24 protein-coding genes are annotated in these 22674 nt (G+C 66.8%); 10 read left to right on the plus strand and 14 right to left on the minus strand.

The genetic code is table 11. The features are described 5' to 3' along the window. Nucleotides 1–56: 56 nt before the first annotated feature. Both ACCQ12_RS04645 and msrA read left to right on the plus strand, forming a co-directional pair. A complete protein-coding gene (locus tag ACCQ12_RS04645) occupies nt 57–572 on the plus strand; it encodes an SgcJ/EcaC family oxidoreductase (protein ID WP_047695340.1) in 516 nt (171 codons plus the stop codon). 96 nt (nt 573–668) lie between these two features. Continuing rightward, complete coding sequence (msrA, locus tag ACCQ12_RS04650) at nt 669–1319, plus strand: peptide-methionine (S)-S-oxide reductase MsrA (protein WP_104580893.1); 651 nt, start codon at nt 669–671, stop codon at nt 1317–1319. Nucleotides 1320–1735: 416 nt separating this feature from the next. Here msrA and ACCQ12_RS04655 read toward each other — a convergent pair whose 3' ends face one another. From ACCQ12_RS04655 to ahpC, 6 genes are all read right to left on the minus strand, one after another. Beyond that, nucleotides 1736–2305 carry a type 1 glutamine amidotransferase family protein gene (locus ACCQ12_RS04655; RefSeq protein ID WP_039409999.1) on the minus strand — a complete coding sequence of 190 codons (570 nt, stop codon included), beginning with the start codon at nt 2303–2305 and terminating at the stop codon, nt 1736–1738. Nucleotides 2306–2654: 349 nt separating this feature from the next. Continuing rightward, nucleotides 2655–3623 carry a transaldolase gene (gene tal, locus ACCQ12_RS04660; protein WP_039410002.1) on the minus strand — a complete coding sequence of 323 codons (969 nt, stop codon included), beginning with the start codon at nt 3621–3623 and terminating at the stop codon, nt 2655–2657. A 51-nt stretch (nt 3624–3674) separates the two neighbouring features. Beyond that, on the minus strand, nt 3675–4115 hold the full coding sequence (gene rnk / locus ACCQ12_RS04665) for a nucleoside diphosphate kinase regulator (protein WP_372383063.1): 441 nt from the start codon (nt 4113–4115) through the stop codon (nt 3675–3677). A gap of 551 nt (nt 4116–4666) precedes the next feature. Next, nucleotides 4667–5608, minus strand: a complete 942-nt coding sequence (locus ACCQ12_RS04670) for a LysR substrate-binding domain-containing protein (RefSeq protein WP_039410005.1) — start codon at nt 5606–5608, stop codon at nt 4667–4669. A 91-nt stretch (nt 5609–5699) separates the two neighbouring features. Then, nucleotides 5700–7292 carry an alkyl hydroperoxide reductase subunit F gene (gene ahpF, locus ACCQ12_RS04675; protein ID WP_372383064.1) on the minus strand — a complete coding sequence of 531 codons (1593 nt, stop codon included), beginning with the start codon at nt 7290–7292 and terminating at the stop codon, nt 5700–5702. Between the two features lie 214 nt (nt 7293–7506). Then, nucleotides 7507–8070 (minus strand): alkyl hydroperoxide reductase subunit C, encoded by a 564-nt coding sequence (gene ahpC, locus ACCQ12_RS04680; RefSeq protein ID WP_003488826.1) that lies wholly within the window; start codon nt 8068–8070, stop codon nt 7507–7509. A gap of 203 nt (nt 8071–8273) precedes the next feature. Between ahpC and prmC the strand changes: the two genes are divergently transcribed. Together prmC and pip are read left to right on the plus strand one after the other, a co-directional pair. After that, complete coding sequence (prmC, locus tag ACCQ12_RS04685) at nt 8274–9128, plus strand: peptide chain release factor N(5)-glutamine methyltransferase (protein WP_372383065.1); 855 nt, start codon at nt 8274–8276, stop codon at nt 9126–9128. Nucleotides 9129–9262: 134 nt separating this feature from the next. Beyond that, nucleotides 9263–10204, plus strand: a complete 942-nt coding sequence (gene pip, locus ACCQ12_RS04690; RefSeq protein WP_372383066.1) for a prolyl aminopeptidase — start codon at nt 9263–9265, stop codon at nt 10202–10204. A 242-nt stretch (nt 10205–10446) separates the two neighbouring features. On the opposite strand, the gene ACCQ12_RS04695 is transcribed toward pip, so the two are convergent. Genes ACCQ12_RS04695 through ACCQ12_RS04710 form a run of 4 tightly spaced genes read right to left on the minus strand, consistent with a single transcriptional unit; the run spans nt 10447 to nt 13331 of the window. Then, nucleotides 10447–11244, minus strand: coding sequence for an N-formylglutamate amidohydrolase (locus ACCQ12_RS04695; RefSeq protein WP_372383067.1), 798 nt, complete (start codon nt 11242–11244; stop codon nt 10447–10449). Beyond that, nucleotides 11225–11776 (minus strand): NUDIX hydrolase, encoded by a 552-nt coding sequence (locus tag ACCQ12_RS04700; RefSeq protein ID WP_166743971.1) that lies wholly within the window; start codon nt 11774–11776, stop codon nt 11225–11227. Before ACCQ12_RS04700 ends, ACCQ12_RS04695 begins: the two co-directional genes overlap by 20 nt. Beyond that, the gene (locus ACCQ12_RS04705) at nt 11773–12759 is read right to left on the minus strand and encodes a 5'-3' exonuclease (protein WP_039566787.1); all 987 of its coding nucleotides are present in this window, start codon (nt 12757–12759) and stop codon (nt 11773–11775) included. The genes ACCQ12_RS04700 and ACCQ12_RS04705 overlap by 4 nt, the downstream gene beginning before the upstream one ends. Next, the gene (locus ACCQ12_RS04710; protein WP_104580886.1) at nt 12756–13331 is read right to left on the minus strand and encodes a nitroreductase family protein; all 576 of its coding nucleotides are present in this window, start codon (nt 13329–13331) and stop codon (nt 12756–12758) included. The genes ACCQ12_RS04705 and ACCQ12_RS04710 overlap by 4 nt, the downstream gene beginning before the upstream one ends. 91 nt (nt 13332–13422) lie before the next feature. Here ACCQ12_RS04710 and ACCQ12_RS04715 point away from each other — a divergent pair, with 91 nt between their 5' ends. Both ACCQ12_RS04715 and pacR read left to right on the plus strand, forming a co-directional pair. Beyond that, a complete protein-coding gene (locus ACCQ12_RS04715; protein ID WP_372383068.1) occupies nt 13423–13632 on the plus strand; it encodes a hypothetical protein in 210 nt (69 codons plus the stop codon). Nucleotides 13633–13854: 222 nt separating this feature from the next. After that, on the plus strand, nt 13855–16209 hold the full coding sequence (gene pacR, locus ACCQ12_RS04720) for a PacR family protein (RefSeq protein ID WP_104580884.1): 2355 nt from the start codon (nt 13855–13857) through the stop codon (nt 16207–16209). Between the two features lie 155 nt (nt 16210–16364). Here pacR and ACCQ12_RS04725 read toward each other — a convergent pair whose 3' ends face one another. Further along, nucleotides 16365–17228 (minus strand): alpha/beta hydrolase, encoded by an 864-nt coding sequence (locus tag ACCQ12_RS04725; protein ID WP_104580883.1) that lies wholly within the window; start codon nt 17226–17228, stop codon nt 16365–16367. Nucleotides 17229–17354: 126 nt separating this feature from the next. Here ACCQ12_RS04725 and ACCQ12_RS04730 point away from each other — a divergent pair, with 126 nt between their 5' ends. Continuing rightward, nucleotides 17355–17954 (plus strand): TetR/AcrR family transcriptional regulator, encoded by a 600-nt coding sequence (locus ACCQ12_RS04730; RefSeq protein WP_372383069.1) that lies wholly within the window; start codon nt 17355–17357, stop codon nt 17952–17954. Between the two features lie 137 nt (nt 17955–18091). Next, entirely contained in the window at nt 18092–19183 is a 1092-nt protein-coding gene (locus ACCQ12_RS04735) for an NAD(P) transhydrogenase subunit alpha (RefSeq protein ID WP_047695352.1), read from the plus strand. A 187-nt stretch (nt 19184–19370) separates the two neighbouring features. Here ACCQ12_RS04735 and ACCQ12_RS04740 read toward each other — a convergent pair whose 3' ends face one another. The 3 genes from ACCQ12_RS04740 to ACCQ12_RS04750 are packed head-to-tail and all read right to left on the minus strand — an operon-like array spanning nt 19371 to nt 20769. After that, nucleotides 19371–19856 carry a DUF3106 domain-containing protein gene (locus tag ACCQ12_RS04740; RefSeq protein ID WP_039410082.1) on the minus strand — a complete coding sequence of 162 codons (486 nt, stop codon included), beginning with the start codon at nt 19854–19856 and terminating at the stop codon, nt 19371–19373. A gap of 5 nt (nt 19857–19861) precedes the next feature. Then, nucleotides 19862–20209, minus strand: a complete 348-nt coding sequence (locus tag ACCQ12_RS04745) for a hypothetical protein (protein ID WP_047695353.1) — start codon at nt 20207–20209, stop codon at nt 19862–19864. Further along, nucleotides 20206–20769, minus strand: coding sequence for an RNA polymerase sigma factor (locus ACCQ12_RS04750; RefSeq protein ID WP_047695354.1), 564 nt, complete (start codon nt 20767–20769; stop codon nt 20206–20208). Before ACCQ12_RS04750 ends, ACCQ12_RS04745 begins: the two co-directional genes overlap by 4 nt. A gap of 112 nt (nt 20770–20881) precedes the next feature. Here ACCQ12_RS04750 and ACCQ12_RS04755 point away from each other — a divergent pair, with 112 nt between their 5' ends. Together ACCQ12_RS04755 and ACCQ12_RS04760 are read left to right on the plus strand one after the other, a co-directional pair. Further along, the gene (locus ACCQ12_RS04755) at nt 20882–21187 is read left to right on the plus strand and encodes an NAD(P) transhydrogenase subunit alpha part 2 (RefSeq protein ID WP_179457004.1); all 306 of its coding nucleotides are present in this window, start codon (nt 20882–20884) and stop codon (nt 21185–21187) included. Continuing rightward, on the plus strand, nt 21184–22641 hold the full coding sequence (locus ACCQ12_RS04760) for an NAD(P)(+) transhydrogenase (Re/Si-specific) subunit beta (RefSeq protein ID WP_372383070.1): 1458 nt from the start codon (nt 21184–21186) through the stop codon (nt 22639–22641). Before ACCQ12_RS04755 ends, ACCQ12_RS04760 begins: the two co-directional genes overlap by 4 nt. Nucleotides 22642–22674: the final 33 nt, after the last annotated feature.

The raw sequence follows: 22674 nt of genomic DNA on the forward strand, positions 1-22674 counted from the left end.
TTTCGATACTGAGCTCGCCCGATGAGGCACCCCACAACAACCCAACGGAGATTCCCATGCGTCGCACTCTGTCCTCTATGGTTCTGGCTCTGGCTGCCACCCCGGCGCTGGCTGGCGGCGTGATGCACTACACCGACAAGGCCAAGCTGCCGGCTGGCGGCGAAGAGCGCGAAGTCGCTGCACTGTTCGACACCTGGAACGCCGCACTGGCAACCGGTAACCCGGACAAGGTGGCCGATCTGTACGCACCGGATGGCGTGTTGCTGCCGACCGTATCCAATGAAGTGCGCGCCTCGCGCGAGCAGATCGAAAAGTACTTCGAGATGTTCCTGGCCAAAAAGCCCAAGGGCGTGGTCAATTACCGCACCGTGCGCGTGCTCGATGACGACAGCGCCGTGGACGCCGGCGTCTACACCTTCACGTTGACCGACAAGGACGGCAAGAAGAGCGACGTGCAGGCGCGCTACACCTTCGTGTACGAAAAGCGCGACGGCAAGTGGTTGATCATCAACCACCACAGCTCGGCAATGCCGGAAGTGGATACGCGCTCGGCGGTTGCCAAGACCAAGTAAGTGCCGTCCGGCGACCGTGCGCCGGCCGTGCAGGCTTGAAAGCTGCCGCGGCCGGCGCCATCCAGCAGGCAATCCTCACGATTGCGGAGTTGCACCATGCTGGGAATCGGCGCCTTCAAACAACGCATGCCACGTCCGGGCGAGGCATTGCCCGGACGCGAGCAGGCACTACCGCTGCACAACACGCACCTGATCAACGGTCATCCGTTGCGCGGTGAATTCACCGGCCTGGCCCAGGTGCAGTTCGGGCTTGGTTGCTTCTGGGGCGCGGAACGCAAGTTCTGGAACGTGCCCGGGGTGTACACCACGGCGGTGGGCTACGCCGGGGGCGAGACGCCGAATGCAACCTACTCGGAAGTGTGCTCCGGGCAGACCGGCCATACCGAGGCGGTGCTGGTGGTGTACGACGCGCAAGCGGTGTCGTTCGCCCAGTTGTTGCGCACGTTCTGGGAAAGCCACGACCCCACCCAGGGCATGCAGCAAGGCAACGATGTCGGTACGCAATACCGCTCGGCCATCTACTGCACGACGCAGGAGCAATACGACGCGGCACTGGCCAGCCGCGATGCCTACCAGCAGCAACTCACTGCAGCCGGGTATGGCGCGATCACCACGGAGATCCGTTTCCCGGCGCCCACGTTCTATTACGCCGAAGACGATCACCAGCAATATCTCGCCAAGCACCCCAACGGCTATTGCGGGCTTGGCGGAACGGGAGTGAGCTGCCCGATCGGGCTGGATGCCTGACGGAAAGGCGGGCCGGATTGAAGCGCTGTCATCCACGTGATCGTGGCAGTGCGCCGATGGCCGACAGTGACCGGCAGCGTTATCACGATCAGGCAGCGCATGGGAGTGCATGCCAGGCAACTTGAATGGCTACGTCGGAGACGACGTGGCCATCTTTTTTTGGGTGGTGTTCGCAATACGGGCTGGCGATGGCGCCGTGTGTGTGAACAGCGAATCGGCTGGCGAAGCTGTGCCGCAATCAGTATTGATGAGTTGCTGCGGCGAGCGATGCAGAAGGTGGATGCACTCGTTGCAACGACTCGGTGGCGAATCACTGCAGGTGAATCGCTGCAGCCAACGGTGCGCAGACCGGGTTCAGTGCATCGGCACGGCGCATCGATGCCGAGCATCAGCTGTGCGTGGCTGGATCCGCTGGATCACACGAATTCGCCGGCGAACATGCCGCGCAACTGCGCCAACGTGTCGGTGCGCTCCGGATGCAGCAAGCGCATGCACGCCAGGGCGAAGCCCACCGGGCTGGTGCCCGGTGCGGTAATGACCCCATCGGCGCTGACGACCTTTTCATGGCGGTAGTGCGCTGCGCCCGCATATGGCACGACGTGTTCCTGCAGGAAGGCCAGCGCGTTGCTGGTGTGCGCGCGCTCATCGAGCAGGCCGGCATAGGCCAGGGCAATGGTGGCGCCGCAGATGGCCGCGACCGGGCGTTGTTGCTGCACGCGCTCGACCAGCAGGCCGCTCAGGCCGGGGATCTCACCGGCTTGCCAGCGTTCACTGCCGGGCAGAATCCATAGATCGGCCTCAAGCGGCGCCAGATCGGACAGTGCAAATTCCGGCGTGATGCGCAGGCCGCCGATGGACTGTACCGGCTGCCCGTCGATGCTGGCGATGGCGACCTGATCGCCGAACCATTCGCGTGCCGCCGGTAGCACCACGCCGATTTCCCAATCGGCGACGCCGTCGACCATCACCACTGCAATGTTTGCCATTGTCCGTTACGCCAGTTGAGGGAATCCGGATTCTAGGCAGTGCGCGCGTGGCGGGTGTAAGCGGCGTGTGGAGAGCAGTGGCGGGCCGTGCTCGGCAATCATGTGGCGCGTTACCCGCCGGGCCAGGGCGTGTGCAATAGCCAAGAGCGCAAGGTCGCAGCTGTCCTGGCACTGCGGATACGGGGCTTGAGGCCTGCGCGAATGGCGCGCGGTCGAGGATGGAAGGCGCCACGGTGCCGCATCCATCGCTGTGCCTCGATGGCAGGCGATGTTGCTGCCACCTCCACAAACGACAACGCCCGCAGCCATCTGGCTGCAGGCGTCGTATCGCAGAAGCACCCTGCCGCTATCAGCCGGCGAGCTTGTCGGCGATGGTCTTGCGCAGGGCCTGCAGATCCTTGGCAAAGGTGTCGATGCCGCCGGCGAGCTTTTCGGTGGCCATCGCATCGGCCGCCAGATCGGTGGCAAAGCTGTCGCTGTCGATCGGGGTGATCTGCGCGTCATTGGCTTTGGCCGGCGAGAGCTTGCGCGGCAGCTCGCCGTGTTCGGCGTCGAGCTTTTCCAGCAGGTCCGGCGAAATGGTCAGGCGGTCGCAACCGGCCAGCGCTTCGATCTGGGCGGTGGAGCGGAACGAGGCCCCCATCACCACGGTGGACGAGCCGCGCTGCTTGAACTCGTTGTAGACGGTGCGGACGAACACCACGCCCGGATCTTCATCGATCGTGGCCGGGGTCTGGCCCTGGGCGACGTAGTAATCCAGGATCCGGCCCACGAACGGGGAGATCAGGAACACGCCGGCCTCTGCGCAGGCCAGTGCCTGCGAGCGGTTGAAGATCAGCGTCAGGTTGCAGTCGATGCCTTCCTTCTGCAGCTGACGGGCGGCTTCGATGCCTTCCCAGGTCGCGGCGATCTTGATCAGGATCTTGTCCTTGGACACGCCGCGCTCGGCGTACATCGCAATGAACTTGCGCGCCTTGGCGATGGTGGCCTGGGTGTCGTGCGCCAGATCGGCGTCGACTTCGGTGGACACGCGCCCCGGCACCAGTTCGGCCAGCTTGACGCCCACGCCGATGGTCAGGCGGTCGGCGACTTCGTTGACGGTGGCAGTGCGGTCTTCGCCACCGTGCTCGCGGCCCCAGGCCAGCTCGCGTTCGATCAGGTCGGCATAGACCGGCAGGTCCAGCGCCTTCTTGACCAGGGTGGGGTTGGTGGTGCAATCGACCGGCTTCAGGCGCTTGATGGCGTCGTAATCGCCGGTGTCGGCGACAACAACGGACAGCTCACGCAGTTGGGCAAGCTTGGAGGGGGATGCAGTCATGCGGGTTCTCTCGAATCGTGGAACGGGTCGGGGATGACGCAGCGCGCTACGTTAGCGCGCCGCGCGCTGGAAGTCGCCCGCAATGGCGGGTTGGTCGTGCACGGCGGTCACGCGCAGGCGCAGGTTGCGCCCGTCAGGCGTGCGCCAGTCGATGCTCTGGCCAACCGACAGGCCAAGCAGGGCACTGCCGACCGGCGAAAGCACCGAGATGCGGCTGTGCTGGACATCGGCCTCGTGCGGGTACACCAGGGTGAGCGTATGCCGTTCGCCATGCAGCTCATCTTCGCAGTCGATGCGGGAGTGCATGGTGACGACATCGCCGGGAATCTGATCGGGCGGCAGCACACGGGCGCGGCCCAGTTCGTCGCTCAGCGCGGTGGCGGCGGGATGCTTGTGGAAGGCGGGCGAATCGAGCAACGCCTCAAGCCGGGCGAGGTCGTGGCTGGACACAAGGATGGACGGCGGCAAGCCGCTGTGGTGTTGCGAAGTCATGGCGATCTCCTGACAGAAACGGCTCGCCGACATGGCAAGCGGCACTCACAAGATGAGGGCGCCGGCGGCTGATCGCAATGCATGGACGCGTTGCGACCCCAAGGCATGGGCACGTGTCGCCAGGCAGGCGCTGCAGGCCTGGTGCAGCAGCAAGTGTTCCAGATGAACTAGCCGCAGGGGCAGGGCATGACAGCTGCTGTTGGACGAGCCCGCTCTGCCGACGCATGCTGCAAATGCCGCGCTCCGAGCCCCAAGCAAACGAATCAAAACGCCGTTTGCAAATCGCGGGGCGGCCCGGCCGGCCGGCTCCACCCAGCCCAGCACGCAGCGGCGAGTTGATGCGTGGCCAACCGCCAGGCAAGAGTACTGCGCACACAGACAAACAAAAAGCGACGCTCGCGCGCCGCCCAATTCAAACCTCCACCCGGCGATAAAGCGACCGCAACCGCGATACGCTTTCCCGATTCCCGATTCCCGATTCCCGATTCCCGATTCCCGATTCCCGATTCCCGATTCCCGAATCCCGATTCCCGATTCCCGATTCCCCGCCTTCAGGCAGCCACTGCCTTCGGCCCGGTCGCAGGCTGATCCAGCGCAAACAGGGTGTCGGGCAATTCCTTGAACAACTGCGACAGTTGCTCCAGAAACCCGGTCATGGCCGAGCTACGGCGCCATGCCATCGCAATCCGGCGGCTGGGCTGCTTGTCTTCGCGGAAGCGGATCAGACGGATGTTGTCCGAACGCGCCACCGGCGGCTTGACCGCCAGCAGTGGCAGCAAGGTCACGCCGACATTGGCCGCCACCATCTGGCGCAGGGTTTCCAGACTGGTGGCCTGGAATTCGGATTTCTCCAGCGCGCCGGCCAGGTGGCAGACATCCAGTGCCTGCTCGCGCAGGCAATGGCCGTCTTCCAGCAGCAACAGACGCTGCTCGGACAGATCGTCCAGGGTCATGCTGTCATGGCGCGACAGCGGGTGGCCTTCCGGCACGGCCAGTACGAAGGGTTCTTCGAACAGGAATTCGGCATGCAGCTGGTCGTCCTGCAACGGCAGCGCCAGCAACGCAGCGTCCAGCCGGCCTTCGCGCAGCTGATGCATCAGTTGATCGCTTTTCTCTTCGATCAACAGCAGTTCCAGACGCGGGAACCGCTCGCGGATGCGCGGCACCACATGCGGCAACAGGTACGGTGCCAGAGTGGGAAAGATGCCCAGCCGCACGGTGCCCGCTTCCGGGTCCTGGCTGCGCCGTGCGGCTTCCTTCATCTGTTCGACCTCGGCCACGATGCTGCGCGCACGCACGGCAGCTTCGCGGCCGGCCGGGGTCAGCATGACCTTGCGCGGCGCGCGTTCCACCAGCGACACGCCGAGCTCGTCTTCGAGTTTCTTGATCTGGGTGGACAGCGTCGGCTGGCTGACGAAACATGCCGTCGCAGCACGGCCGAAGTGCTTGTGGTCGGCCAGGGCTACCAGATATTTCAGGTCACGCAGATTCATGTGCAGCAGCCCTCATGGCGATGACGGTGGACGACGGACGCGTGCAGCCAGCTTAGCGCCCGGCTGGGCCGGGCGTTGGCGGTCGCTGCGCTTATGCGGCCTGCGCGACGTTCTCGGCGCTGACCGGGGCGCTGGAGCGGATCAGGTAATCGAACGCGCTCAGCGCGGCCTTGGAACCTTCGCCCATCGCGATCACGATCTGCTTGTATGGCACCGTGGTGGCGTCGCCGGCGGCGAACACGCCCGGCACGCTGGTCTGGCCACGGTCATCGACGATGATCTCGCCGCGCGGAGACAGCTCCACCGTGCCACGCAGGAACTCGGTGTTGGGCAGCAGGCCGATCTGCACGAACACGCCCTCCAGTTCCACATGCTGGCTGTCGCCGCCGGTGCGGTCGGTGTAGACCAGTCCGGTGACCTTCTGCCCGTCGCCCAGCACTTCGGTGGTCTGCGCACTGGTGATGATGCGCACGTTGTGCAGGCTGCGCAGCTTGCGTTGCAGTACCTCGTCGGCGCGCAGCTTGTCGTCGAATTCCACCAGCGTGACATGCGCCACGATGCCGGCCAGATCGATCGCCGCTTCCACACCGGAGTTGCCGCCGCCGATCACCGCCACGCGCTTGCCCTTGAACAGCGGGCCGTCGCAGTGCGGGCAATAGGCCACGCCCTTGTTCTTGTACTGGTCCTCGCCCGGCACGTTCATCTGCCTCCAGCGCGCGCCGGTGGACAGGATCACGGTCTTGCCCTTGAGCGAGGCGCCATTGGCCAGCTTGATCTCGATCAGGCCATCGGCACCGGCCGGCACCAACTGCTCGGCACGCTGCAGGTTCATGATGTCCACGTCGTACTGGCGCACGTGCTGCTCCAACGCTGCAGCCATCTTCGGGCCTTCGGTCTCCGGCACGGAGATGAAGTTTTCGATCGACATGGTGTCCAGCACCTGCCCGCCGAAGCGTTCGGCGGCCACGCCGGTGCGGATGCCCTTGCGTGCGGCATACACCGCCGCTGCCGAGCCGGCCGGGCCACCGCCCACCACCAGCACGTCGAAGGCATCCTTGGCGGCGATTTTTGCGGCATCGCGCTTGGCGGCATTGGTGTCGAGCTTGGCGACGATCTGCTCCAGCGTCATGCGGCCCTGGTCGAACAGCTCGCCGTTCAAGTAGACCGTCGGCACCGACATGATCTGGCGGGTTTCGACCTCGTCCTGGAACAGCGCGCCATCGATGGCGACATGCTTGATGCGCGGATTGAGCACGGCGGCCAGGTTCAGCGCCTGCACCACGTCCGGGCAGTTCTGGCACGACAGCGAGAAATAGGTTTCAAACTGGTAATCGCCGTCCAGGTGCTGCACCTGCTCGATCAGCTCGGCAGTGGCCTTGGACGGGTGGCCGCCCACCTGCAGCAGCGCCAGCACCAGCGAGGTGAACTCGTGGCCCATCGGCAGGCCGGCAAAGCGCAGCGAGATGTCCTGGCCCGGCGTGGTCAGCGCGAACGACGGCTTGCGCTGGTTGTCGTCGCGGTGGATGTCCAGGCTGATCTTGTCCGAGAGCAGCACCAGATCTTCGAGCAGGTCGAGCATCTCGCGCGCAGCCGGGCTGTCGTCGATGGACGCATTGATCTGGATCGGCCGCGTGACCCGTTCCAGGTAGGCGGTCAGCTGGGTCTTGAGGTTGGCATCCAACATGGGGGAACTCCTGGGAATGGGCAAGGGGAGGGCGTGGCGTCGCTGCGCTGAGGCAGGTCGCCGGGAGAGGAAGGAGGTGAACCGCAGCCGGCGCAAGGTCGGAGTGCGTGCTGGCGATGGCTGGCGGGCAGCCCGGCACCGGCTCCGGTTCACCCCCGGCCCGTGCGGGCCGGAGATGCTCCAACCTGAGGACAGGTCGGAGGTGACAGCCGACTTAGATCTTGCCGACCAGATCCAGCGACGGAGCCAGGGTCTTGGCGCCTTCCTTCCACTTGGCCGGGCAGACCTGGCCAGGATTGTTGGCCACGAACTGCGCTGCGGTGAGCTTGCGCAGCGTCTCGGTGACGTCGCGGGCGATGGAGTTGTCGTGGATTTCCAGGGTCTTGATCACGCCTTCCGGATTGATGATGAAGGTGCCGCGCAGGGCCAGGCCTTCTTCTTCAATGTGCACGCCGAAGGCGCGGGTCAGCTTGTGGGTCGGGTCGCCGATCAACGGGAACTGCGCCTTGCCCACGGCCGGGGAGGTTTCGTGCCACACCTTGTGCGAGAAGTGCGTGTCGGTGGTGACGATGTAGACCTCTGCGCCAGCCTTCTGGAAGGCGGCATAGTTATCGGCGGCGTCTTCCACTTCGGTCGGGCAGTTGAAGGTGAACGCGGCCGGCATGAAGATCAGCACCGACCACTTGCCCTTCAGGCTGGCCTCGGTGACTTCGATGAAGTTGCCATTGTGGTACGCATTCGCCTTGAACGGCTGGACCTGAGTGTTGATGAGAGACATTGAGTTTCCTCGTGCGATGAAAGGGGGGCGGGGGATGGAACAGTCGCCATGGTAGGCAGGATCGATAGATTCCTCAAATCGATTGATGGAATTGGATAGATAGTTTTTGGCTATCGATTTTGCAGACGGCATCTGGTGCTGCAGCGGCGATGCTCCATCTCCGATAATGGTCAGCCGATGTTTCGCATGAGTGAACGATCCGTATGAGCCACGATCCTGCCGCCTTATCCGGCGAACAGCTGCTGCGGCTGGCGGCGGCGCGGATCGAGCGCGGCGATGCCGAACCCCTGCTATTGCACGCGCTGGGCCGCGACCGCGCCTGGCTCTTCGCCCATGGCCGCGACCCGGTGCCCAGCGCCGTCGCCGCTGCCTTCGACGCGTTGGTGCAGCGGCGTCAGGCCGGTGAACCGGTGGCGTATCTGACCGGCTCGCGCGGGTTCTGGACGCTGGATCTGGAGGTCTCGCCGGCGACGCTGATCCCGCGCGCCGACACCGAGACCCTGGTGGAGCTGGCGCTGGAACGGCTGGACCACGCGCCCGGCCGACGCGTCGTCGACCTGGGCACCGGCAGCGGTGCCATCGCACTGGCGATCGCCAGCGAGCGGCCGCAGACCGCGGTGGTCGCCACCGATGCCAGTGCGGCCGCGCTCGCCATCGCCCGGCGCAATGCCGACAGGCATCGCCTATCGAACGTGCACTGCCGACACGGCAGCTGGTTTGCGCCGCTGACCGGCGAGCAGTTCGACCTGATCGCCAGCAACCCGCCGTACATCGCGGCCGGCGACCCGCATCTGGAACAGGGCGACCTGCGCCATGAACCGGCCAGCGCACTGGCCTCCGGCAGGGACGGGCTGGATGACATCCGGTTGATCGTGGCGCAGGCGCCCGGCCATCTGCGTACCGGCGGCTGGCTGCTGCTCGAGCATGGCTGGGACCAGGGCGCGGCGGTGGCCGAGCTGCTGCGCGCGCAGGGGTTTGCGCAGGTGGCCACGCATCAGGACCTGGAACAGCGCGACCGGGTGACCCTTGGCCGCTGGGAGGCAGCCGCCACGCGCTGAGCCGCGTTGCCGCCACAGTGCTCAAGACCGGCCGCTCTGCGCCGGCATGCGCAGCGGCGCTGCGCTACAGGAAGGGGCAGGCGGTAGCGATGTCGCCGGTCGATACACTATGCGTTTTCGCCCAGGACCGACGCATGCGCACGCTCTATCCCGAGATCACGCCCTACGAGCAGGGCAGCCTGAAGGTCGATGACCGCCACACGCTGTATTTCGAGCAGTGCGGCAACCCGCAGGGCAAGCCGGTGGTCATGCTGCACGGCGGCCCGGGTGGCGGCTGCAATGCCAAGATGCGGCGCTTCCATGACCCGGCCAAGTACCGCATCGTGCTGTTCGACCAGCGTGGCTCGGGGCGCTCTACCCCGCATGCAGACCTCACCGACAACACCACCTGGGATCTGGTCGCCGACATCGAGCGCCTGCGCACGCACCTGGGTATCGACCGCTGGCAGGTGTTCGGCGGCAGCTGGGGCTCGACGCTGGCGCTGGCCTATGCGCAGACCCATCCGCAGCAGGTCACCGAGCTGGTGCTGCGCGGCATCTTCCTGCTGCGCCGCTTCGAGCTGGAGTGGTTTTACCAGGAGGGCGCCAGCCGCCTGTTCCCGGATGCCTGGGAGCACTACATCAATGCGATCCCGACCGCAGAGCGCGGCGATCTGATCGCGGCCTTCCATCGCCGCCTGACCAGCGACGACGAAGCCACGCGCCTGGCCGCGGCCAAGGCCTGGAGCGTGTGGGAAGGCGCCACCAGCTTCCTGCACGTGGACGAGGACTTCGTCACCGGACACGAGGACGCGCACTTTGCGCTCGCGTTCGCGCGCATCGAAAACCACTACTTCGTCAACAAGGGCTTCTTCGAGGTCGAAGGCCAGCTGCTGCGCGATGCGCACCGCATCGCCGACATCCCCGGCGTGATCGTGCACGGCCGCTACGACGTGGTCTGCCCGTTGCAAAGCGCCTGGGACCTGCACAAGGTGTGGCCGAAGGCGCAGCTGCAGATCAGCCCGGCCTCGGGGCATTCAGCATTCGAGCCGGAAAACGTCGACGCGCTGGTGCGTGCCACCGATGGGTTTGCCTAAGCGACGACGTCAGGGCAGCCGGGTCATGCCCTCGCATGACCCGTAGGAGCGCGCTTGCGCGCGATGGAGCGTTACCGCTAAAGCCTCAGCACCCGTAGGAGCGCGCTTGCGCGCGATGGAGCGTTACCGTTAAAGCCTCAACACCCGGTAGGAGCGCGCTTGCGCGCGATGGAGCGTTATCGGTAACGCCTCATCGCGCGCAAGCGCGCTCCTACATTAATTGCCAAAAATGATTGCCGGTTTCAGGGCAGCAGCAATGCCTGTGCCAATGGCGGCAGGATACGTGCCAGGCGCTGTGCCCATGCGTGTTGCCCGGCCGCATCGGCGATCAGGTCCTGGCGGATCTCCAGCTCCACATGCGGCAGGCCGCGGCCTTCGCCATACACCGGAATCGCATAGTCGCTGGCATCGCTGACCGCATAGGGCTGGTTGTCGCCGACCACCAGATCCGGTTCGGCGCGCAACGCCTGCAACAGGCGATGCGCCAGCCGGGTGTCGCGGTTGTACAGCACGCCGGCATGCCAGGGCCGCGCATGGCCGGCCATGATCGGGGTGAAGCTGTGCATCGACACCAGCAAGGTCGGTTGCTGGCGCTGCGCACGGGTCTCCAGCTCCGCCGCGATGCGTGCGTGGTACGGCGCGAAGATCTCGTCGATGCGCTGCCGCCGCGCCTCGGCCGACAGCTGCAGATTGCCGGGAATCGATGTGCCGTCGCTCACCTCGGGCATCAGGGTGGCGGACGCGTGCGGGCGGTTGCAGTCGACCACCAGCCGCGAATAGGTCTGGGCGATGGCAACGGCGTCCAGCGCATCGGCCAACAGCTGCGTGACCTGCGCAATGCCGATATCCCAGCCGATATGGCGGTCCAGCTCGAACTGCGGCAGGCCCAGATTGGCCAGCCGTGCCGGCACGCGCTGGCCGGCGTGGTCGGCGATCAACAGCCATGGCGAGGCCGCCTGCGCGTTGTGCACGGTAAACGGTGCCGGATCGTCGGGGCCAAGCAAGGGAGCGACGACAGCGTCAGCCACGCGGGGTGCCATCCAGTGCGTGATCGACCAGGTACAGGCCGGCCCACAGCTTGGGGTCCATCTGGTAGCCCTCGGCCATCTTCTGCACCAGCCAGGTGCCGACCTGCGCGCGCGGAATCTCGTGCACGGTGATGTCTTCGCTGTCGTCGCCGCCGCCGGCGCCGACTCTGCTCAGCCCGGTGGCGCGCACGAAGGCGATCTTCTCGCTGCTGGCACCGGCCGAGGTGGGGCCGATCATCAGCACTTCGGCATGCTCGGCGGTCCAGCCGGTTTCTTCTTCCAGTTCGCGGATCGCCGACAGCTCGATCGACTCGCCCGCATGCACATCGCCCACCAGCCCGGCCGGCATTTCGATCGTGCGCGCCTGCAGCGGCACGCGGAATTGTTCGACGAACAACATCGCATCGTCCGGCGTCACCGCCACGATGATCGCGGCCAGGCCGCCGGCATGCACGCGCTCGGAATATTCCCAGGTGCCACGCACGACCATGCGCTGGTACTTGCCTTCGTAGACCACGGTGGGCGGGGTGTCGTGTCGGTTCATGGGGAGATGCCTTGAGACAGGGAGGCGGGAGGAGGGGGGAGTGCGGCGCCGTCGCACACGGCCAGCAGCCGCCGGCGTGTAAGCGGGCCGAAGCGCAGGCTGTCGCACAGCCCGATCAGCATGTCCGCGTCGGCGTGCGCGCGCGTGAAACCGGCGTCGGTCAGGTCAAGCGGCGCGTCCAGCGCGATGGTCGTGAGCTGGCGCCACAGCAATGCGTGCTCGCGCTGTTCGCGCAACCGCACCGCCATCTGCGCGGCGCCGCGCAAGCGCAGGAACGGGATCTCGTCGATGCGCTCCAGCAGTGCGTCCAGGCTGCCGAAATGCGCCAGCAGCACGGCGGCCGATTTGGCGCCGATCCCGGTGATGCCGGGGATGTTGTCGATCGCGTCGCCGCACAGCGCCAGATAGTCGGCGATCTGGTGCGCATGCACGCCATGCCGTGCCTTGACCCCGTCCATGCCCCAACGCAGGTTGCGTGCGTAATCCCACTGTTCGTCGTGTTCGAACAGCAATTGCGACAGATCCTTGTCGGCCGACACGATGACACCGCGCAGCCCCTGTGCGCGCACGCTGTGCAGGGCGCTGCCGATCAGATCGTCGGCCTCGTAGTCGCGATGCGCCAGCACGCTCAGGCCCAGTGCGGCGCATAGCGCCTTGCAATGCGCGAACTGGCGACGCAACGCATCCGGCGCCGGCTCGCGGTTGCCCTTGTAGGCCGGGTAGATCGCATGCCGGAAGCAGCTGTCCAACGCCTCGTCGAAGGCGATGGTGATGTGGTGCGGGCGCTCGCGTTCGAGCAGGTCCAGCAAGAAACGCGCAAACCCGTGCACCGCGTTGGTCGGCCAGCCTTGTGCATCCTGAAATTCGTCCGGGATCGAGTGCCAGGCGCGAAAAACGTACAGGCTGGCATCGATCAGGTACAGCGGCTGCGGACGTGGCCCGCCCGGCAGCGCCGCGGCAATCGCACCGGGCAGGCTGCTCATGGGGTCCAGTCGCGCAGCAAGGTGCGCGGGTCCGGGCGCTCGCGCTCGGGCACCTGCATGCGTGGCGTGCCGATATGGATGAAACCGGCAACGCGTTCGTGTTCTTCCAGGCCGAGATAGCCGATGACCGCTGGGTCGTAGGCCATCCAGCCGCTCAGCCACTGTGCGCCGAAGCCGTGTGCCTGCGCAGCCTGCAGCAGCGCGAAACACACGCAGCCGGCGGTCAGCAGTTGTTCCTGCTCGGGGACCTTGTGCCCGGGACGCAGCGCGGCAATCACCACGATCACCAGCGGAGCGTCGCTGAAGCGGTTGCGGTCCTTCTCCACCACCGCCGGCGGCGCCAGCGGATCGGCAGCCTGGGTGCGCTCGGCCAGGAAGTCGCCCAGCGCGTGCCGTGCCTCGCCACTGATGCGCAGGAAACGGAACGGCACCAGCTTGCCGTGGTCGGGTACGCGCACGGCCGATGTCAGCATGCGCAGCAAGGTGTCTTCATCCGGCCCGGGCTCACCCAGCTGTTTGGACGGGACCGAGCGACGCGCGTCCAGCGCCTGTAGCGAATACGGTGCGTGCATAAGTTGCGGTTCTGGGCGACGGGCAGGCGATTATAGACGGGCCCTTCCCAACGCCCGCCGCATGCGGGCCGGCAGGGTCGATGCCCGCAGCGTGGTCACCTCATGCCTCTCTTCTGGGTGGCTCGATGACCCGGTTCGCTGCCATCGGCCCGCAGCCCAGCCGCAACCGCACCTGCTCGATCAGGTCTGCGACATCGTGCTGATCCCGCTGGCCGAGGCGTTTACCGAGGACGATGCCTTCTACAGTGTGATGCAGGGCGTGGTCGACGGTCTGGACGCGTCCGTCAAGCTGAAGCCTTAACCCCCGCAGGCGTATAACGGGTGACGGCAGGCTCCACCGCAGCGTTGCGGGCTAGGATGTCGGCTTGACACGCAAACCCTGGGCGGTCACGAGTAAAGTGAGAATAGCGTCACATTTAGCAAACGAGCGAAACGCCTACCATGCGGGGGCGGAATTTGGGGCCGCGTCTGTTTTTCCTCGTTTGAATATTTTCACGCCTGCAGAGGCGGGGAGCCTTTGCGCATGACTTTTCAGCCCAGTCCGTCGGGACATCCGGGCCGTGACCAACGCTTGCTCGAACAGGCGCACGACGTATTCGTGCCCGCGCTCGTGCAGGTGTTTGCAGCTGCAGTTGCACATTTCGATGATGTCCTGTTCGATCGCGCCGAGTCTGCGGGCGCGTCACAGTTGCTGTTTCTCGATGGCATGCGCGAGCTGCGCCGCAGGCGCGAGGACGTGGCCACGCAATTCCGCCAGCAGCTGGAAGACGGCTGGCAGGCGCTGGTACTGGGCACGCCGTTGTCGGCCGAAGTGGTGCTGGCCGGCGACATGGGCACCGGTCCGCTGAGCCTGGTGCCCGAGCACGTGCTCGAATCGCGGCTGGCGGTCCGCAATCTAGCGACCGTGCTGCTGCGCGATTTCAAGCAGGTGCTGTCGCGGGTGGACCGCCGGCTGGGCTGGATCGCCGGCGGCCTGGAACTGGTGGCCGACACCAACCCGATCGGTCCCGAACACCTGGGCGTGGCGATCCATGAGGCCTTTGCCACCTGCGATCTGGCGCCGGAAGTGCGTCTGGTCCTGATCAAGCTGTGCGAACGCGACCTGGCCGAGCCGATCGGCAAGCTGTACGCCCGTCTGGACGAGACGCTGGCCAAGGCCGGCGTGATGCCGGAAATGTCCCAGCCCAAGCGCCCGCCGCCGCGCATGCCGTCACGCGGCGAGACCCCGGAAGAACGCGCGCAGGCCGAGGCGCAGGGCGGTAACGTCGAGATGGGCGGCGACGATCAGAACGACCAGTACGCGCCCGCCTGGGCCAACCGCTTCCTGGATCGCTGGGCGCACAGCCGCGGTCGCATGCAGGCGGCCGCACAGCGTGGCCATGCCGACGGTGCCGGCGGTGGCATGGAGGGCGACGCCGATCATCCCGGCGGCAGCCAGGGCATGCTGCTGGATGCGTTGCACGAGTTGTTGCAGCAGACCCGCAACGTGCGCGACAACGCCGCCTCTGCCGCGTCGGTGGCGGTGGGCCAGCAACGGCCGTTGAGCCAGCGCGAAATGATGTCGGTGCTGTCGTTGCTGCAGGCGACGCCGAGCGCGACGTTGCAGGCAGCGATCGGCGACGACAACGAGTCGCTCGCGCAGCGGTTGAAGAACGAGGTGCTCAACAGCGCCACGCGGCTGGGCGTGGACCCGGCCACCGCAAAACTCGACCCGATGGACGAAGATGCGATCGATCTGGTCGGCATGCTGTTCGACGTGATGCTGGACGAGCGCGATCTGGAAAGCCGCTCGCGCGAAATGATCGGCCGCCTGGTGGTGCCGTTCGTCAAGGTGGCGCTGCTGGACCGCAAGATGTTCGTGCAGAAGACCCACCCGGCGCGGCGCCTGCTCAATTCGCTGGCCGAGGCCTGCGAAGGCAACAACGGCGACAGCGCCGCCGAACGCGTGCTGATGGGCAAGGTCGAAGAAATCGTCGACCGCCTGGTGGCCGAGTTCAACGAGAACCTGGCGATCTTCCTGACCCTGGAAGAAGAATTCCGCGATTTCCTGTCGCAGCATCGGCGCCGTGTGGAAATTGCCGAGCGCCGCGCCACCGAGACCCAGCGCGGGCAGGAAAAACTCGAGCTGGCGCGTACACGCGCGCTGGCGGAAATGGAGCAGCGCGTGCAGGCCGGTGCGCCGTTGCCCAAGGCACTGGAAGACTTCCTGCGCCAGCCGTGGCTGCACCATCTGACCATGGCGATCCTGCGCGACGGCGACGAAGGTCCCGGCACCGTGGAGGCGCTGGCGCTGGCCGACGGCGTGCTTGAAGAACTGGGCGAGGCACGCCGGCACATCATCGGCAAGCCCTGGCTGCAGGTCTGGCAACCGGCCCTGCACCGCGTCTTCGCCAGCGTCGGTCTGCATGGCGATGCGGTGGTGGTGGCCATCACCGCGCTGCACGACACCTTGCAGGCAATCGCCGAAGCGCGCCCGGAGCTGGAAAAGGCCTTGCCGGAACTGCCGCAGGTCAATCTGCCGCCACCGGCGGCCGAGAGTGTCAGCGTGGTACTCGGTGCCGATGCCGTCGCGCAGAGCATCGACAGCGCCGATGCCGAGCGCTTCCGTGCGATGGATATCGGGACCTGGCTGGATTTCGTCGACAAGGACGGCAAGGTGCAGGCCGGCAAGCTGTCCTGGGTAAGCCCGATTTCGCAGCGGTTGCTGTTCGTCAACCGGCGTGGCGTGCGCTTCTGCGTTGCCTCGCCGGAAGAACTGGCGGTGATGGTGCGGCTGGGCCGCCTGCGCGAGCACATCAACGATGGCGCGTTCGACAGCGCGATGCAGGGCGTGATCGACCGGCTGGATCCGCTGCATAACAACAGCACGGTGCACTGAGCGGCGCTCTTCGCGCCGCTGCGTCAGCGTGGTGGATCAGAACGGGCGCGGGTGCGTTCCTTGTAGGGCCGGGCAGTGCGCGCAAGCGGCGTGTCATTGCGCAACAGTGGCACTGCACCGGCGACGGGATTGCGTGCAGCGCAATGCCTGCGCGCTTACCGCGATGCCGGCCCGATGAACTCCAATGCCCGCGCCATCACCGAGGCATGATCGACCAGACGGTTGTGGCCCAGGCCTTCGGTACTGAACAGCTGCGCGCCCGGCCACAGGGCGGCAAAGCGCGCGCCTTCGTCCCACGGCGTTTCGCGATCGCGGCGGTCGTGGATGACCAGTGCCGGGCGATCGAACTGCGGCAGATGCAGGCTCGCGTCGAGATCGGCAAAACGCAGGCCGGTGAGCTGGCAAAGCCAGTTTTCGAACGGTGCAAATGCCGCAGGCGCGATCGAGGAGGCGCGGAACTGACGATGCGCGCTACCACCGGGTTCGACCAGCGGCGCGATCAGCACGTAGCGCTCGGGCTGCCATGCCGGCTCGTTGGCAAACACGGCCGCTGCCGCGCCGATCGAGTGCCCGATGAAGACGGCAGGGCGACCGAAGCGGCTGCCGATCTGGCGCAGCACCTGCACGAAATGCGGCATGTTGCTGATCTTGCCGCTGCTCAGCCCATGCGCGGCCTGATCGAACGCCAGCACCGCATAGCCGAGCGCGCGCAGCTGCGGCACCCATGCGGCAAAGCGCAACCCGTAACTGGACCAGCCGTGCGACAGCAGCACATACGGCTGTTCGCTCAGGTCGCCCCACTGGTACACCGCGATGTCGAACCCGTCGATGTGCAGCGTCTGGCGGTGCACCTCGGTCAAAGTCGCCGCAATCGCTTCCGCCTGCTGGCGCCCTGCGTTGGCAGGTGTCACGAAGCGGCGCGCCAGATAGCGCCCGGTCGGACCGGGGGCCAGGCGGCTGGCGGCAGCCAGCACACCGCGAAGCATGCGTAGACGCAGTTTGGCAATGGGCGCGCGCATGAGCGGGATCCTTGTGGAGTCGGGCGGATTGCATCTTGTCGATGCCAAGATGCAGCGAGTCTGCGGTTGTATCTTGTCAGCGTCAAGATGATCTGCTCCACTGGAATCCCGAAAAGCGAAGCCGCCATGTCGCGCCCCGACGCTCCTGCTGCCTATCACCATGGCGACCTGCCGGCTGCATTGCGCCGGGCCGGCTGGGAACTGCTGGGCGAATCCGGCGTGCGCGGGCTGACCCTGCGCGAATGCGCACGCCGCGCCGGTGTCTCGCACGCGGCCCCGGCGCATCACTTCGGTTCGCTGGACGGGTTGCTGGCGGAGCTGGCGGCCGACGGCTACGAGCGCATGCTCGCCTGCATCCTCACCGCCCAGCGGGAACTGGCCGACCCGTTGCTGGGCTGTGGGTTGGGCTATGTGCGCTTCGCGCTCGACTACCCGCAGCAGTTTCGGCTGATGCTTGGGCTGGAGGTGTGTTCGCGCAGCCTGCCGCGGCTGGTGCAGGCCAGCGACGCGGCGATGGCGAGCCTGCGCGAGACGGTGCGGACGCAGTGGATCGCCCGCCACGGCCGCGCCCCGGCCACCGACGTGCTGCAGCAACGCACGCTGCTGGCCTGGAGCGCGGTGCACGGCTATGCCTCGCTGGCGATCGACCGCAAGCACACGGCGTTGCTGGCCTTTGCGCCCGAGGTGGTGTTTGCGCCGCTGCTGCACGCCGTGCTCGACCCCTGACGACGCGCTCGACTGCTCGACCGCTCGGGCGGCGTGCCCGGGCATGGCTGCATCCGCCGCGTATCGGTTGGCACGGCCGGCAGCGGTGCCGCGCTCTGCTAGCATCGCCCCGACTGGGCGCAAGACCGGAGCAACCCATGGCTGTGCAGGTGCTGGTGCTGAAAGAACGGGCCGCTGGCGAACGCCGCGTGGCCGCAACGCCCGAAACGGTCAGGAAGCTGGTCGCGCTTGGCGCCGGCGTGTGGATCGAGCCGGATGCCGGCCGCGCCAGCAGCATGGACGATGCGGCGTATCTGCAGGCCGGTGCGCAGCTGGCCAACGCGCAGACGCTCGGCCAGGCGGATGTCGTGGTGTGCGTGCAGGCGCCGCCGACCGATGTCCTGCTGCAATGCAAACCGCACACGGTGCTGATCGGCATGCTCTCGCCCGATGCCGACCCCGCACGCGCGCAGGCCCTTTCCGAGCGCGAGGTGATCGCATTTCCGCTGGAACGCCTGCCGCGCACCACGCGCGCGCAATCGATGGACGTGTTGAGCTCGCAGGCCGGCATGGCCGGCTACAAGGCGGTCTTGATCGCAGCGCAACTGGCGCCGCGTTTCTTTCCGATGCTGACCACCGCGGCCGGCACCATGCGGCCGTGCAAGGTGCTGGTGATCGGTGCGGGGGTGGCCGGCTTGCAGGCGATCGCCACGGCCAAGCGGCTGGGCGCGCAGGTGGAAGGGTTCGATGTCCGCCCGGAAACCCGCGAGCAGATCGCCTCGCTGGGCGCACGCTTCCTGGATCTGGGCGTCAGCGCCGCCGGCGAGGGTGGCTATGCGCGTCAGCTCACCGACGACGAACGCGCCGAACAGCAGCGCCGTCTGGCCGAACATCTGAAGGGCGTGGACGTGGTGGTCTGCACGGCCGCCGTGCCCGGGCGCCCGGCGCCGAAAATCCTGACCATGGAGATGGCACGCGACATGCGCGCCGGTAGCGTGATCGTGGATCTGGCCGCAGAAACCGGCGGCAATTGCGCGGCCACCCGTCCGGGTGACACCTATGATCTCGACGGGGTGGTCATCGCCGGCCCGCTCGATCTGGCCAGCCAGGGCGCAGTGCATGCCAGCGAGATGTTCGCGCGCAACGTGTATGCCTTCGCCGCACTGCTGATCAAGGATGGCGCGCTGTCGTTCGATTGGGACGACGAACTGCTGGCCAGGACACGCTGGTCGGTGACATCGACTGCATAGCCCCGCCGAGTCCATGCGCCTTGTGCGTCGGCGGTTCCGGGTAGGAGCGCGCTGGCGCGCGATGGAGCGTCACCGATGAAGCTCCATCGCGCGCCAGCGCGCTCCTACGGTGGCCGCACGCACGTCCACCTGCACCAGGGATGCACCCGTGCGATGGCGTGCCGCGCTCGCCGCGGCGACGCTGCCGTCAGTCGTCGGTTGGCGGATGCTCGCGGAGCCAGGTGCTGCGTTCGGCCGGGCTCATCTTCTGCCAGCGCTGTTGCAGCGCGTCGCGTTGTTGCGGGTTGAGCGTGCGCATGCGGTCGAACAAGGCCTTGGCTTCGCGGCGTTGCTCCGGACTCATGTTGCGGAAGCGGTCCATGCCGGCCTTGGCCTGCTTGCGCTGCTCGGGCGTCATGTCCAGCCAGCGTCGGGCGTGCCGGTACATGCGCGGGCGTTCTTCGGGCACGTCGTTCCAGCGCTCGCGCAGCGCATCGATCAATACCTGGCGCTGCTGCTGGGTCAGGCGGTCCCATTCGGGCATCGGGGTCTCGTCGCGCGGGCCCTGGCCGCGGGGGCCAGGCCCGTCCATGGGCGGGCCCGGCGGTCCCGGTGGGCGGTCCTGGGCCAGCGCCAGGGCGCACGGCCCGGCGCACAGCAACAGGGTCAACAATAGGCGGGTCGTGCGGGTCATCGTGCTCATTCCATGGCCAGGGCGGTGTCGGACCCGAGCCAGACGTACAGGTCGGGGTTCTGGGTCAGCAGGTCGTCGGTGTCGGTGCTGGCGGTGTTGCCGGCTACCGCCTGGGTTGGCGCCGCGCCTGCCGGGGCGGTGTCGCTGGGCCGCATCTGCAGGCCGATGCCGACAGCCAGCAAGGCCGAACAGGCGGTGGCCAGCAACCAATGGCCACGGCGCATGCGCGCGGCCGGCGCCTGGCGTGCCTGGCGCAGGCGCGCCAGGGTCTGCGGGGGCAGCTGGGCGAGCGCGGTGGCGTGCAGTTGGCGTAGCTGCGCATCCAACTGGGCCGGATCGTGGGAGCGGTTCACAGGAAATCCTCGAACTGTTTTTGCAACGCGTCGCGGGCGCGCGACAGGTGGGTTTTGACCGAGCCTTCGGAGCAGCCCATGGCCTTGGCGGTGGTGGCCACGTCCAGGTCTTCCAGTACGCGTAGCGTGAACGCTTCGCGCTGGCGTGCCGGCAGCGAGCGCAGCGCATCGACCAAGCGCTGGTAGGCCTGCTGGTGTTGTTGCTCGCCGACCGGGCCGATGCCCGGGTCGGCCCAGTCGATGGGGCCTTCGTCATCGGCGCGCTCGGCCGGTGCCCAGAACTTCAGGCGGAACGTGCGGCGGCGCTGCAGGTCGATGATGCGGCTGCGCAGGATGCTCCAGAACAAGGGCGTCCATTCTTCTGCGGGCCGCTCACGGTAGCCGAGCAGCTTCACCATGGCGTCCTGCACGGCATCCAGCGCGTCTTCGCGGTGACGCAAACCGGCCTCGGCGAAGCGGAACGCGCGCGGGCCGATGCCGGCCAGAAATGCATCCAGCGACACGGGGACGGCAGCGGCCGGTGCAACAGGCTGCGGATCGAAAGGGGTTCCCACCAGCACAGCGTAGCTTCCGCGAAGACGATACGACGTCAACGGCCGGGCGCCGATTCGGTTGACACGCCGATGCATGGGTATGATCGGCGGGCCGCACCGGCCAGTGGAGCGAAAGACCATGAGCGACGGGTTCGTAGCGCTGTACATCTTCATGCTGGCGGCCATCGCCGGCCACGTGATCATCGCGCGGGTGCCGGTGATCCTGCATACGCCACTGATGTCGGGGTCCAACTTCATCCACGGCATCGTGCTGATCGGGGCGATGGTGGTGCTGGGCCATGCCGATACCACGCTGGAAAAGGCGCTGGGGTTTGTCGCCGTGGTGCTGGGCGCGGGCAATGCGGCCGGCGGCTACGTGGTGACCGAGCGGATGCTGGACATGTTCAGGGCCAGCAAGAAGCCGGCGGCCAGGGAGGAGCCATGACCGTCACCACTGCCGAGCTGCTGGACTGGCTGGTCAAGTCCAGCTATCTGGTCGCCGCCACGCTGTTTCTGCTCGGCCTGCAGCGCATGGCCTCGCCAGTGACCGCGCGCAGCGGCATCCGCTGGGCCGGGCTGGGCATGCTGATCGCCACCGTGGCCACGTTCTTCCTTCCCGAACTGCACAACGTGCCGCTGATCCTGGCGGCACTGGCGATCGGCACCGGGGTGGCGTGGTGGTCGGCCAAGAAGGTGGCCATCACCGACATGCCGCAGATGGTGGCGCTGTACAACGGCATGGGCGGCGGCTCGGCGGCGGCGATCGGCGCAGTGGAGCTGCTGCGGTTTTCCTTCCTTGCCAACCGCGACACTGCGCACTGGAGCGCGCAGGCCATTGCCGAGCTGGCGGCGCGGCGGCCGGACGCCACCACCGTGGCGCTGGCGGTAGTTGGCTCGGCGATCGGCGCGGTGTCGTTGTCCGGCTCGATCATCGCCTGGGCCAAGCTGGATGGCCGGCTCGACCGGCGGGTGACCTTCCCCGGCCAGCAGGCGTTCAATCTGGTGGTGGCAGTGGCGGTGCTGGCGCTCGGCATCTGGGCGGCGAGCAGCCTGCAGCCGCTGGCGATCATCGCCTTCTTCGTGCTGGCGCTGGCGCTGGGCGTGCTGATGACCCTGCCGATCGGCGGTGCCGACATGCCGGTGGTGATCTCGCTCTACAACGCCTTCACCGGGCTGGCGGTGGCCTTCGAGGGCTATGTACTGGGCAACGAGGCGTTGATCATTGCCGGCATGATGGTGGGTGCGGCCGGCATCCTGCTGACGCGCCTCATGGCCAAGGCGATGAATCGGCCGATCAGTGGCGTGCTGTTTTCCAACTTCGGTGGCGGTGGGCAGACGCAGGAGATCAGCGGCGCACAGAAGCCGATCGAGGCCGGCGATGTGGCCGCGATGATGGCGTTCGCCGAGCGGGTGGTGATCGTGCCCGGCTACGGCATGGCAGTGGCGCAGGCGCAGCACAAGATCTGGGAGCTGGCGCAGCGCCTGATCGCACGCGGGGTCAAGGTGAAGTTCGCGATCCATCCGGTCGCCGGGCGCATGCCCGGGCACATGAACGTGCTGTTGGCCGAAGCCGGCGTGCCTTACGACCTGATCGCCGACATGGACGACATCAATCCGGAATTCGCCAGCACCGATGTGGCGTTGGTGATCGGCGCCAACGACGTGGTCAATCCGGTCGCAAAGACCGACCCGGCCAGCCCGATCTACGGCATGCCGATCCTGGACGTGGTCAATTCGAAGAACACGGTGGTCATCAAGCGTGGCAGGGGCACAGGGTTTGCCGGTATCGAGAATGCGCTGTTCTACGCCGACAACACGCGCATGTTGTACGGCGATGGAGCGGAGGCGGCCGGTGCCCTGGTCAGCGAGTTGAAGGCGCTGGATGGCGGCGGGCATTGAGGGCGTGGGTCTTGTCAGCCTCTCTTTAACTGG

It is taken from the genome of Xanthomonas sp. NCPPB 1068 (assembly GCF_041479385.2).
In the GTDB taxonomy this organism is placed as follows: Bacteria; Pseudomonadota; Gammaproteobacteria; order Xanthomonadales; family Xanthomonadaceae; genus Xanthomonas; species Xanthomonas cannabis.